Raw genomic sequence first — 11,859 nt, 5'->3', positions numbered from 1 at the left:
CTCCCTTGCTCAAGGGTAAAACATGGATTTATCGGTTTTGCTTGACCGGCACTGTCGGATAGTTTTGCTGTTGGGATGACGGTGTTTTGCCTGCCGGGTGTTTTTTTGTCTCATGCTGTGGCTTCTGTTGTGCCAGGGAACCGGGACTGCCCGGTGCGCGCATCATGGCGACGGCAGAGGTAGTAGTGCCCAATACCCCTAAAAATACAATAAGCAATAAGCTATGCGATTTCATTTCTTCCCCCTATGAGCAACGAACGTAAATTTCCTGGAGAATCACCGCAGCAGTGGTAGTAGCACCCACCCCGCGGCTGGTGATGCGGTAGTAGCCTCGGCCATTCAGCGGGCCAAAACCGTGACTTCCCATACCATTACAGGGTGCGGTGGTAAGCCGCTCGATCACGTAAAGGGGTTGTAACGCCAGACCGGTGAGACTCCCGCTAATCGTCGCTGAGCTAGTGGTCCAGGGATAGGCGGTATCCCATTGCTGCACGGAAGTAAATCCGGCAGCGGGTGAAGTGCCCGGCACCATATAGATTCCCGGCCCGCTAGGTGGAAGACCCGGATTGCCCAGCAGAGCATCTCCTGCACGCAGAGCCGTCTCAGCTGCCTGGAATGCCAGCATGCGATCGCGCGTATTCCCGGCCATGCGCTCTTGCAGGATAGTGCCATGCATTGCCGAGACAGCCAGCAGAGTCAGCAGCACCAAAAAGATCAGGCTCATGATCAAGGCCATGCCTGTTTGTCTGGAAGGAATAAGCAATTTATCCATGATTTAGGGGAGGCGGTTGCGTATGGCGATGGTAGCGGTAGCGTCCTGGCGCATGCGCCGGTCCGCCGGGTAGGTTGCGTAGGTGGTTCCATTGACGATGAAACTGTACGGCTGAGAGGTTACGGCAACGTTGCTGCGCCCTTCATTGGCCGGGCCACCCACCATCAGCAGATGCACTTGTACTGTGAGCACATTAGCCCACGTACCGGCCGCCGCGACCACGGCAGGAGATTGATAGCTCCCCACAAGCGGCGGCGCAGGCGGCACACTGGCATTCATCCCCAGCAAAAAGCCCATGTTTTCCACGTTATCCACAAGCGCCTGGGGAACGCCGTTGTTGATCACCTGATACAGCGCCAGAGGCACGCTGCACTGACCGCCTGACAATGATGCCGTGGGACAGCCCACAAAATAATCCGTCTGCCGGAAAGCGTAAACTTGTGCTCCGGGCACCGTCGTTGGCGGGTTAAATGCATAGGTAGCGGAAAGATAAGGTACGCTATTTACACTGCTCCCATGCGCAAGGGAGACTATCCCAGATGAGCTCGATACACCATTCGTTACGAATATCACCGCATTCGTACAGTCACTAATCAATAAAACGTCGTTAGCCTGAAAGTTACCAGGATTACCAGCAACATGAACAACAGCAGTGGAACCCGGAAGCACCGGGCCAGTAAGAGATACTCCGGAAGGGTCAGCCCCGGAAATTCGCAATACGTCTCCGGCCATCCAGGCAACACCAGCAGGAGCAGTCCAGCCTGCACCTCCTGGAAATACCTGCAAGGCGGTGCCGGGCGTCACCGGGGCAATTGTGGGAGCGGCAGTAATGTTACCGGGCGTAGTAGTGGCAAGATTGCCGCATCCCATATAGCCGGCCATGCGAATATCATGGCTCATCGTGTCCAGTGCGAAGCGGCTGTTTTCCTGGATGGCGGACAGGCTGTCCTGGGTGTTAAAAGTCTGGCGGCTGCCCAAGTACAGGTAGCCCACGCCCGCCACAACGATGAAGCCGATGGTGATGGCAATCATCAGTTCGACCAGGCTGAGACCGGTCTGACGCAATGGTAAGAGTCGATTAACGTTCATAGTTGTGTCTGTATTGAAATGGATTGGGCCTGGTTGCCGGTAAAATTTGCATATCTCCCCAGCCCGCGGCTGTCATCCCAACTTACAGTGACAGTTGCAACGCTTCCGGATACTACAATTGACCCTTTGCCGGTTGGCAGAGCGGTTTGCAGCTCCGTATTCCATTGACACAGATCATCGGAAACCGCTACCCCTGAACCACAGCCAGTTGGCGCAACCCCAAGAGCGATATCATATGCACCATTTTGAGCCGGCGTGCGGTTAGCACGCATGCGGTCGATGATGTCATAGCTCAACCAACTCGCCTGCGAACGATAAAAGGCGCTCTGATTGTTCTTGGCACTGGTCATCATCAGCCCCGCAAGGCCAACGAGGCCAATGGACACAATGACCATGGCCACCAGCACTTCCAATAAGGTAAATCCTTGTTGCCGCATGTGGCTCACTCCGTTACGGACAAGTTGCAAGACCGGGGTTGGCGACGCGTCGCAAATGACCGGAAGGGTCAACGGTAATGCTGTTGGAAAACGTTAGACCACTGGGTGTACAGATATTGAATGTATCACCACCCGTTGTGGTGGTCAGGGCGCCTTGGCTGTTGAAGCTAAAGCTGGTCTTGGTACCGCCCATCGCCACGTCACCGGCATTGATCGGCCCGTGAGCGCGGATCAACTCGGATACCACGCCAGTATCCATAATGCTGTTGCCATTGCGGTCGACCCAGATAATCCAGCCATTACTCCAACCAGAATTGCCTGTGCATGCGAGACCGCTGTTGGACATACACAGCGTGGTAATTGCGCCACCTTTTATTGCCTCGCTACGCGCATAATTGATGGCGGTAATGTAGTCGTTAGTCACAGCGGCTATGCGGTTACGGTTGAAAAAAGTCTGGAAGCTGGGCACGGCAATGCTCACAAGAATCGCCGCCACCGCCATGGTGACGAGCAGTTCTATCAGCGTAAATCCCCGATTAAATTGTCCGTTCATAATGTTTTCTTTTTTCACAGCCTGAATCCTAGACCGGTGTTTTGCAATCCACCAGCGCCACCCGACGAGCGGCAGGTTTGCTAGAATGAACGGCTAAAAACTGCCTACCTTTAGATTTTTATCCATGCTTGCCCTACCTTGAATCCTGATTTCATCATTATCGGCGGCGGTGTCATTGGTTTATCCAGCGCGCTCGAACTGGCACGCCACAGTGCAAGCGTGACGGTGCTGGAACGCGGCGCGGCGGGGGCGGAAGCTTCCTGGGCTGGTGGCGGTATTTTGTCGCCGTTGCTGCCGTGGAACTATCCGGAGGCTGTGTCCAGCTTGTGCGATCTGGGCGTTCAACTGTACCCGCAATGGTCGGCTGATCTGATGTCCATCAGCGGTATCGACCCGGAATTCCTGGCCAGCGGGATGCTGGCGTTGCCACCAATGGATGAGGTTGTTGCCGAATCCTGGTGCGTACAACACGGTTGGCGCCATGCCTACGAAGCCGCGCAACAGCGCATACCCGGACTAACGCAGGACAGCCGCGCGCTGTGGCTGCCGGATGTGGCGCAGGTACGCAATCCACGTCTGGTACAGGCATTACGCGTTGCCGCGCAGGATGCCGGCGTCAAGCTGCAGGAAGGCGTGGAGGTCACGCATGTTGCGCTTGCCGAGCCCGCGCGCATTGATTATCTGGATACAACGCAGGGAAAACAGCAGGCGAGTGCCTATATCATTACTGCCGGGGCCTGGAGCCAGTCAATATTGGGCGAGATCGCGCCACATTGGCCGATCAAACCGATGCGCGGCCAGATGCTGTTGTTCAAAGCCGCACCGGAATTGTTGCCGCATATTGTTTATCGTCAGGGCATTTACCTGATCCCGCGCCGTGACGGCCACATACTGGCGGGCAGCACCATAGAAGATGTCGGCTTTGACAAAAGCACCACCGAAGCAGCCAGACAAATGCTCTACAGCACGGCTACCGATATTTTTCCCGCGCTGCGGTCGCTGCCAGTAGTGCGACACTGGAGCGGGCTGCGGCCGGGCTCGCCGGATAATATCCCGACGATAGGCCGCCACCCACTGGTCGAAAATCTCTACGCCAACACCGGGCACTTTCGCTACGGCGTAACCATGGCACCGGCCAGCGCGCAAATTCTGGCGAATTTGATTGCGGGCAGGCCGCAGGTGCTGGATATTGCGCCTTATCGCTGGGCAGAGACGTAGGCTAGCATCAGTGATGCACGTAAAATCACCCCAGTGTTGCCACCATCTCGATTTTAGGCGCGACGGAACGCACCACTTTTTGAATCCCGTGCCCCGGATTGGACTGGCGTTGCGAGACAAGCAGCCCCATCTTCTCAAGCAGCCCGACATCTTTGGTGATAGCCGAGCGGTTGCGATGCAGGCGGTGAGACAGCTCATTAATCGTCCTGGGCTCGTGCATCACTTCAAGCATCAAACGGCGGCGCGCTTCCGAGAGCACGGTGAACATCTGTTGCGGGTCTTCGAACGAGAGCGTTAGCTTGCCTTCAAACGCTGCGCCCTGATCGGCTTTCCGCGCCGCATCCTTGGCGCGCGAAAAGAAGCCCGCCGCATCATCCGTACGAATCACGATCCTCGTCATAGTTTTATGTCTCGTGTCCGGTTAACAATTTCCAGCCACTCTTGCTGGAATCTTTCTTGTGTTGCTTCATAATTGATAAATTCGACTACTTCAATCTCACCCATGTAATGCCGTTGGTGGTAGTTGTGGGCATTGTCAAAACCGAGAACACGGCCTCCATGCGGCGGATTACGCTATCGCTAATCCGCCCTACACGGGCTTTTTCCCGATATCCTCTGTCATATCCGCGCCCGGTCGGCTATTATTCACGAATGAACTTTGGCTGGGATACCAAAAAGGCCGCCGCGAACTTACGCAAGCACGGCGTATCATTTTATGAAGCGGGCTCGGTATTTTTCGATCCATTGGCCATTACTTATGCCGACCCGGACCACTCGATCGGCGAGCCCCGTTTCCTGACGTTCGGGCTTTCGAGCGAGAGGCTTTTGCTTGTTGTCTCCCATATCGAGGCAGCAGACCAAATCCGAATTATCAGCGCACGCAGAGCAACGCGAGAGGAGCAGAAAATCTATGCAGAAGGAAACTGAGAAAGACACCTTGCGCCAGGAATACAAGCTTTCCGAGCTTAAGGGTGGCGTCAGAGGCAAATACTACGAACAAGTCTTGCAAGGAACAAACCTGGTTAAGCTATCACCTGAACTTGCAAAAGTATTTCCAAACGACAAGGCAGTCAACGATGCGTTATTGTCGTTGGTTCAACTCATGAAACACTTACCCAGCCTCACCGTACCTCCTGCAGAAACGGCGCGCAAAGGCCGTGCCCCCCGTTAAGCCAAGCGATAAACTCCTCACCGTCCTGCAAATCCTGCCCGCACTCCAGGGCGGCGGGGTGGAGCGCGGCACGCTGGAAGTGGCGCGCCATCTGGTGCAGCACGGACATCGTGCGCTGGTGATGTCGGCGGGCGGACGCATGGTGGCTCAACTGGAAGCGGAGGGCGCGGCGCATTTCACCTGGCCGGTGGGCAAAAAATCGCTGTTCACGCTGCGCCTGGTACCGCGCCTGCGGCGTTTTCTTATCGAGCATGAGGTGGACATCCTGCATGTGCGCTCGCGCATGCCGGCATGGGTGGCTTACCTGGCCTGGCGCGGCATGGACCCGGCCACGCGACCACGGCTGGTCACCACCGTGCACGGGCTGTATTCGGTCAACCGCTACAGCCGGGTGATGCTGCAAGGCGAGCGCATCATCGCCGTCTCCAACACCATCCGCGACTATATCCTGCGTAACTACCCGGATACCGATCCCAGCCACATAGAGGTCATTTACCGGGGCGTGGACGCGGCGGAATTCCCCTACGGCTACCAGCCTGCACCGGACTGGCTGGCCGCATGGCGCGCGCAATATCCGCAACTCATCGGCAAACGCATCCTCACCCTGCCCGGCCGCCTGACCCGGCTGAAAGGCCACGAAGCCTTCATCGAACTCATCGCCCGCCTGAAACAACGCGGACTGCCGGTACACGGCCTGATCGTGGGCGGCGAAGACCCCAGGCGCCTCGCCTACGCGCGCGAATTGCACCAGGCCGTGGCAGCGCGCGGGTTGGCTGGTGACATCACGTTTACCAGCCATCGCAGCGACATGCGCGACGTGTTTGCGGTGTCGGATATCGTGCTTTCGCTGTCCAGCAAACCGGAGTCGTTTGGCCGCACGGTGCTGGAGGCGCTGCGGCTGGGCACGCCGGTGGTCGGGTATAATCACGGCGGCGTCGGCGAGATACTCGCGACGGCCTATCCTGCCGGGCTGGTTGAACTGGGAAATATGGATGCGCTGATCGAACGCGTTATGGGATTATTGGAGCTGCCGGTTGTGGTTGCCGATTGCGGCGCTTACCCTTTGGCGGCGATGCTGGAAAAAACCATGGCACTTTATCTTGAAATTGCTGAATGATTACCGGATCAAATTCAATTGTGGGCCAATCTGGTATGGGCAAATCCATAACAATGGATGACATAAAAACAACATTTTCACTTCCTCAATGAAAATCCTGCTGGTCGCCAAACCCTGGAAAGGCGGGCTTGCGCAATACCTGTTCGATGCCCTGCAAGACCTGTTCCCCGGTCAGGCGCAGTGGATGACTACCTACCCCGACAGCCTTGCCGACTATCTGGCCTACCGGATGGACAAACGCAAATGGCTGCGTGACCGGGTGGGGCGCATCAACGCCAGCGACTATGACAGCGCAATTTTCATCAACCACATTCCCGCTTTCAGGCAATTACGCGCCGACCGTAAACATGTTCTCTGGCTGACCGATGCGCCTACGCTATCAGCGGGTGATTGCGCGCCGTTCGAGCACATTTATCTCTCGGATACAGGTTATGCGGAAGACTTGCTCAAGGTCATCGAGCCGGCACGCTACCGGGGTGAGCTGGCGTTTGCCTGCCACCCCAAGGTGCATCGTCCTGCCCCAACTGCGGACTATCCGGCAGGCTGCTGCTTTATTGGCAACAATGATAGTCGGCGTGACGTCTGGCTCCAGGGACTGATTGCCGCCAACGTGCGCCCGATTGTTTACGGCAATTATTTCCTGCGCACACGCCTGTTCTGGCAGCACCCGCTGCTGTTTCACCCCGCACTCGCCAACGCAAAAATGGGGGAGGTCTATGCGCGCTACCGTGTCGCGCTCAATCTCCACGCTCAGGTCGTGCGGCATGGCACTAACATGCGCAGTTTCGAATGCGCGGCTTACGGCATCCCGCAAGTCGTCGATTATCGGGATGGACTCGCGCAATATTTCGAGCCTGACACCCAGATGCTGGTCAGCCATACTCCCGAGCAAATGGCAGACCAAGTAAAATATCTGCTGGCGCATCCTGATGCCGCCGCTGGAATGGCTCAGCGCGCAAGAGAACATGCTTTGGCTCAGCATACCTATTACCATCGCCTGCTCTCGATACTTGCGGACTGGCTGTCGCCAGCAGCAAATACTGCCAGCAGGCAACTTGTTACCACGCTAATTGCCCACCAGGAAACCACGCATGACCTCCTCTGAACCCGTTGTTCTCTCCACCCCTGCTGGATCATTTGCACACGCCGTGCGTCAACATGGCTGGTGGCTGATCGCCGCGTTTGTTTTCGCCTCACCAATGGGCAAAGGCTTTGAGGTGCCGCTGGCGCTGATGACCTTCGGTGGCATTGCATTAATGTATAAGGATGGGCGCGCCATCTGGCGGCATCCTTCGATGCGCTGGCTGCTGCTGCTATTCGCCTGCATCTGGCTACCGCTGGTGGCGGCCTTGCCGGATGCCATCACCTTCGAGCCGGCTGCCAGCACGGCACTGGCATATGTACGCTTTCCGCTGGCTGGCGTATTTGCGCTGTATGCGCTGCGTGATGAAGCCAGCCGCAGCAAGCTGTTTATAGCCATCACGCTGCTGCTGAGTTTATGGATTGCCGATGGGCTGCTGCAAGCCGCCATCGGCCATGATGTATTCGGCTATCAACCCCAAGGCGGCCGTATCACCGGCCCGTTTGCCAAACTCATCATGGGACTCATCGTGGCGGTGCTGGCGCCGGTATATTTTGAAGTGATTCGCCGCCGCGCCGCACGCTCGACTAGCTGGTACTGGCTGGCATTGGCACCTTACACAGCGGTGATTCTGCTGTCGGGCAGCCGCGCCGCGTGGGGAATGTACGCAGCAGGTATGGTTGGGTTCGCCGTGTATGCCTATTTCACGGCACCCAGACGCCATTTGGGCCGGGCAATCCTGATCGTTTTGCTGTGCGCCGCGTCGATCGGTGCGTTGATTGCTGCCTACCCTCCCCTGCAAGACAAGCTGCGTGTCACGGCCGGGCTGTTCAGCGGCAATTATGAAAAAATGGATGATGCCACGAGTCTGCGCCTGCCGATCTGGAAAACCGGAATCAGGATTGCCAAAGATCACTGGCTGAACGGCATCGGCGCGCGCGGATTCCGTTATATCTATCCGCAATATGCCGCCCCGGACGATCCTTTCATAAAGCTCAATCCGACCTCCGGCCCCACTCATCCGCATCAGATCACGCTGGAAATTCTGGTCGAGACCGGTGTGATCGGTCTACTGGGCTTCGCGGCGTTCCTGGTTATGATGCTGCGCCGCACCTGGCAGGCGATGCGCGCCGGCAATACCTACGCCGTACCGATCGGGCTATCGATACTGGTTGCTACCCTGCCGGTGAATGCGGGCATCGCATTTTATGGCAGTATTTTATCGGCGCTGGTGTGGTGGCTGGTTGCGTTGTATTGCGCGACGTTGCTAAACGAGGGCGGTGATTGATGCCGTGTCTCCCGGGATGGGTCGAACTTTATAGCGCCGCCCGGACGGTAGGCTTTTCGAGTCACTCTAAAGAGTGACGATTTGTTGGTAGACTTTTAGCGTATCCGTGGCCTGTTTCTCCGGGCTGAATTGCGTATTTGCGGTGATTTTGGCCGCTTGAGCATACCGCGTTCGCAAAGTGTAGTCATGCGCCAGCTTTGACACTGCATCGACAATTGCAGAAATATCTGCCGGCTTGATGAGTATGCCGTTTTCGCCATTCCTGATCATGCTGGGTATCGCGCCTGTATGCGTACCCACGCATGCCAATCCTGTCGCCATTGCTTCTAAAAAGGCAATACAGAAACCTTCTTTAATACTCGGCTGCAAGTAAATATCGGTTGCCGCGAGCAAATCGGCTACGTCGGTTCTTGAACCCATCAACGCCAAATGATTTTCCACACTCAGACCGTGGGCGAGTTTTTCACACTTTGCATGATCGGGGCCATCACCGATGAATACCAATTTGATATTCGGTATCGCCGCGACCAAATCCGGTAAGGCATTGATCGCGAAAGTTTGTCCTTTGGCAGGCACCAGCCGCGCTACACAGGTTACGACAAGTTGATCTTGCCAAGCCATTTGGCTACGCACCGCCTCGCGTTTGGCTGTACTAAACATTTGCGTATCAACGGCATTGTGAATCACGCTGATTTTTGGTGCGGGGTAACCCAAACCGCATAATGAATCCCTCACCATGTCGGATACGCATATGACGTGCTGACAATGCCGGAACGGGCCCAGATGCTTGACAATATTATGGGCCGTCACCACGCACGGCACCTTGCGGTTGATCCGTCCGACCATCGTTGCGGATTTAAGCATGTGGGCGTGAATAATATCTGGCTGGATACGGTGTATTGTCCGTCGCAATGACCATAAAGCCAGGGGATGCCAGCGTCCGCCTGCGTGTATTAACGTATAAGCAATGTGGTGTTTAGCCAGGGCGATGCCCAACGCACCTGTAGCGGGTAGCGCAACATGGACATCCAGGCCCGATGCTTTTTGTTGCATGCACAAATCCAGCACATGCTTTTCTGCGCCCCCCACGCCGGCCGAGCCGATGACATGCAGCACTTTCATGGCAGATTAAGCAGCACGTTCAATTGTGCAGCTACCTTTGCCACATCAAGCTGGGCAAGATCGCTGGCGGGTGAAGCCAGCCAGTGCGCACGTTCGCCCCAAGGATGATAGCGCAGCGGCTCACCGGGGCCGAATACCGTGAGCGTAGGCGTACCTACTGCGCTGGCCAGGTGGCCCAGTCCGGAATCATTTCCCACGAACACGGCGGCACGTTGCAACACCGCTGCGGCTTCGAGCAGGCTGCTCTTGCCGGTCAGGTCAAGACAAGGTAAGGACGGCGTACGAACAATATCCGCGACACGTGCGCTGTCAGCGGCACTCCCCAGAAAAATGACCGCATCAAATTGACTGGCACAATTCTGCACCAGTGCGGCAAAGCGCTGGGCAGGCCAGACTTTGCCTTCCCAGTTTGCACCTGGTCCCAATGCCAGCCAGCGCTTGCCGGGTAAGCCTTGCAACCAGTCTGCCGCTCGTGCATGGGTCGCTGCACTTATCCATAATCGTGCGGGCGGTGGCTGGATGTGCCCGACCAGCGGTTCAATCGCCATGAAATGCCGTATCACGCTATGGCGATCGGATGGGTGATTTTTTACTTTATGCAAGCGCTGTTTAGCTCGCAGCAACCAGCCAAGGCCATCGGTACGCAGATCAACAATGAGGTCATAGCGCTTGCTGCGCAATTGCCTGACGAAATCCAGTTTATCGCGCCAGCGCGCATTTTTGTGTTTGAGAATGATCTTGTCCAGCGCTTCGAAGTGTTCGAACAAAGCGGCCGAACGTGCATCGGCAACAATGTCGAAACGCGCCTGCGGATAGCGCGCATGCAACGCGGACAGCACCGGGGTAGTCATGACCGCGTCACCGATATTGCTGAGCGTGATAAACAGTATCTGGCGTGGCTCAGACATCTGGTAATGCCTCAAGAATTCTGGCCGCCACGTGAACAATGGTTTGTTGCGGCGGTTGGGTAAGCAGCGCCAGCACTTGTTCGGGATGCACCTCGCGCATGCACGAATGATGTGAGCAATGCTTGCGATAGCAATTGCTGCACGGCAAATCGGCCTGGATGGCGATGACCTGGTCGCCCAGCGGTTTGACGCGGGTGGGATCGGTAGGCCCGCAAATCACCACCTGCGGGCGTTCGCTGCAGGCGGCCAGATGCGAGGTGCCGGTATCGTTGCCAATGATGTAGCGGGCATGCTCAGCCAGTGGAATGATATCCAGCATTTCGGTAGCACCGCACATATTCACTGCTGCCACCCCAATACGCCTGGCAATGGCATCCCCTAACTGAATTTCATCCGGGCCGCCCGCAATGACCACATGCTTGACCAGACCCTCTTGCAGTAGCAGGCGTCCTAATTCAGCATAGTTTTGCTCGCCCCAGCGCTTCAGATAACCGCGCGGATGACAGCCTGGAAACAGCAGCGCGTAGTTTCCCTCCGCAATGCCGTATTGTGCCAGCAGATGCTTCACCCGTTCACGGTTATGCGTCGGCACCACCAGCACAGGATGGCGGGTTGGCGTGGGAATACCTGCCAGATTCAGCGCGGCGTGCATGCGCAGTACCGGGTTGACGCTGCGAGGCAGATCGTCCGGACCGGTCGTATATGGCCAGAAGCCATGGTTGCCGACGCGATGGCGTATGCCCCTGCCGGTGAGCTGCAAGGCGCCCAGCAAAAAACGGCTGCGGTCGCTAGTCTGCAAATCGATCACCATATCGTAGCGACCTGCCCGTATGGCATGCAACCAACGCAGCATCGCAAACAGTTTCCCGGATTTGGCGCGCGCATCCAGCGCGATGATTCTGGCAAAACGCGTATCTGCGGCAAACAGTTTCTGGTTAACTGGCAGCGTATTTAAATGCAGCTCGGCTTGTGGAAATGCGCGACGAATATCCTCGAACAAGGCGCTCGCCATCACCAAATCACCCAACGCGCTCCATTTAATAATCAGGATCCGCTGGATGGATGAATCGTCTGGCAGGTTGACGGACGGTGCCGGCAACGGA

15 protein-coding genes are annotated in these 11,859 nt (G+C 56.6%); 6 read left to right on the top strand and 9 right to left on the bottom strand.

Going from position 1 to position 11,859, the window contains the following annotated elements:
• Positions 1-28 precede the first annotated feature (28 nt).
• From ACYCZJ_RS11090 to ACYCZJ_RS11070, 5 genes are read right to left on the bottom strand one after another with little or no spacing between them, the layout of a single operon-like run.
• Complete coding sequence (locus ACYCZJ_RS11090) at positions 29-235, bottom strand: hypothetical protein (RefSeq protein WP_461554286.1); 207 nt, start codon at positions 233-235, stop codon at positions 29-31.
• A 9-nt stretch (positions 236-244) separates the two neighbouring features.
• Positions 245-736, bottom strand: a complete 492-nt coding sequence (locus ACYCZJ_RS11085) for a pilus assembly PilX family protein (protein ID WP_461554308.1) — start codon at positions 734-736, stop codon at positions 245-247.
• Positions 737-775: 39 nt separating this feature from the next.
• The gene (locus ACYCZJ_RS11080; protein ID WP_461554285.1) at positions 776-1,861 is read right to left on the bottom strand and encodes a PilW family protein; all 1,086 of its coding nucleotides are present in this window, start codon (positions 1,859-1,861) and stop codon (positions 776-778) included.
• The gene (pilV, locus tag ACYCZJ_RS11075; protein WP_461554284.1) at positions 1,858-2,298 is read right to left on the bottom strand and encodes a type IV pilus modification protein PilV; all 441 of its coding nucleotides are present in this window, start codon (positions 2,296-2,298) and stop codon (positions 1,858-1,860) included. Before pilV ends, ACYCZJ_RS11080 begins: the two co-directional genes overlap by 4 nt.
• Positions 2,299-2,311: 13 nt before the next feature.
• Positions 2,312-2,851: a GspH/FimT family pseudopilin gene (locus tag ACYCZJ_RS11070; protein ID WP_461554283.1), complete on the bottom strand. Its 540-nt coding sequence runs from the start codon at positions 2,849-2,851 to the stop codon at positions 2,312-2,314.
• A gap of 138 nt (positions 2,852-2,989) precedes the next feature.
• Between ACYCZJ_RS11070 and thiO the strand changes: the two genes are divergently transcribed.
• Positions 2,990-4,069 (top strand): glycine oxidase ThiO, encoded by a 1,080-nt coding sequence (gene thiO, locus ACYCZJ_RS11065; protein WP_461554282.1) that lies wholly within the window; start codon positions 2,990-2,992, stop codon positions 4,067-4,069.
• Between the two features lie 25 nt (positions 4,070-4,094).
• Here thiO and ACYCZJ_RS11060 read toward each other — a convergent pair whose 3' ends face one another.
• Positions 4,095-4,469 carry an HVO_A0114 family putative DNA-binding protein gene (locus ACYCZJ_RS11060; RefSeq protein WP_461554281.1) on the bottom strand — a complete coding sequence of 125 codons (375 nt, stop codon included), beginning with the start codon at positions 4,467-4,469 and terminating at the stop codon, positions 4,095-4,097.
• A gap of 41 nt (positions 4,470-4,510) precedes the next feature.
• Here ACYCZJ_RS11060 and ACYCZJ_RS11055 point away from each other — a divergent pair, with 41 nt between their 5' ends.
• From ACYCZJ_RS11055 to ACYCZJ_RS11035, 5 genes are all read left to right on the top strand, one after another.
• The gene (locus tag ACYCZJ_RS11055) at positions 4,511-4,996 is read left to right on the top strand and encodes a BrnT family toxin (protein WP_461554280.1); all 486 of its coding nucleotides are present in this window, start codon (positions 4,511-4,513) and stop codon (positions 4,994-4,996) included.
• Positions 4,980-5,240, top strand: coding sequence for a hypothetical protein (locus tag ACYCZJ_RS11050; protein ID WP_461554279.1), 261 nt, complete (start codon positions 4,980-4,982; stop codon positions 5,238-5,240). Before ACYCZJ_RS11055 ends, ACYCZJ_RS11050 begins: the two co-directional genes overlap by 17 nt.
• A complete protein-coding gene (locus tag ACYCZJ_RS11045; protein ID WP_461554278.1) occupies positions 5,227-6,357 on the top strand; it encodes a glycosyltransferase family 4 protein in 1,131 nt (376 codons plus the stop codon). Before ACYCZJ_RS11050 ends, ACYCZJ_RS11045 begins: the two co-directional genes overlap by 14 nt.
• An 88-nt stretch (positions 6,358-6,445) precedes the next feature.
• Complete coding sequence (locus ACYCZJ_RS11040) at positions 6,446-7,462, top strand: CgeB family protein (protein ID WP_461554277.1); 1,017 nt, start codon at positions 6,446-6,448, stop codon at positions 7,460-7,462.
• Positions 7,449-8,726, top strand: a complete 1,278-nt coding sequence (locus ACYCZJ_RS11035; RefSeq protein WP_461554276.1) for an O-antigen ligase family protein — start codon at positions 7,449-7,451, stop codon at positions 8,724-8,726. Before ACYCZJ_RS11040 ends, ACYCZJ_RS11035 begins: the two co-directional genes overlap by 14 nt.
• Before the next feature lie 66 nt (positions 8,727-8,792).
• On the opposite strand, the gene ACYCZJ_RS11030 is transcribed toward ACYCZJ_RS11035, so the two are convergent.
• From ACYCZJ_RS11030 to ACYCZJ_RS11020, 3 genes are read right to left on the bottom strand one after another with little or no spacing between them, the layout of a single operon-like run.
• Entirely contained in the window at positions 8,793-9,848 is a 1,056-nt protein-coding gene (locus tag ACYCZJ_RS11030; RefSeq protein ID WP_461554275.1) for a glycosyltransferase family 4 protein, read from the bottom strand.
• On the bottom strand, positions 9,845-10,756 hold the full coding sequence (locus ACYCZJ_RS11025; RefSeq protein WP_461554274.1) for a glycosyltransferase family 9 protein: 912 nt from the start codon (positions 10,754-10,756) through the stop codon (positions 9,845-9,847). Before ACYCZJ_RS11025 ends, ACYCZJ_RS11030 begins: the two co-directional genes overlap by 4 nt.
• Entirely contained in the window at positions 10,749-11,855 is a 1,107-nt protein-coding gene (locus tag ACYCZJ_RS11020; RefSeq protein ID WP_461554273.1) for a glycosyltransferase family 9 protein, read from the bottom strand. The genes ACYCZJ_RS11025 and ACYCZJ_RS11020 overlap by 8 nt, the downstream gene beginning before the upstream one ends.
• Positions 11,856-11,859 lie beyond the last annotated feature (4 nt).

Source organism: Sulfuriferula sp. (assembly GCF_054605375.1).
The sequence above is the reverse complement of the archived record's forward strand: the minus strand, read 5'-3'. Positions and strand labels throughout refer to the sequence as shown.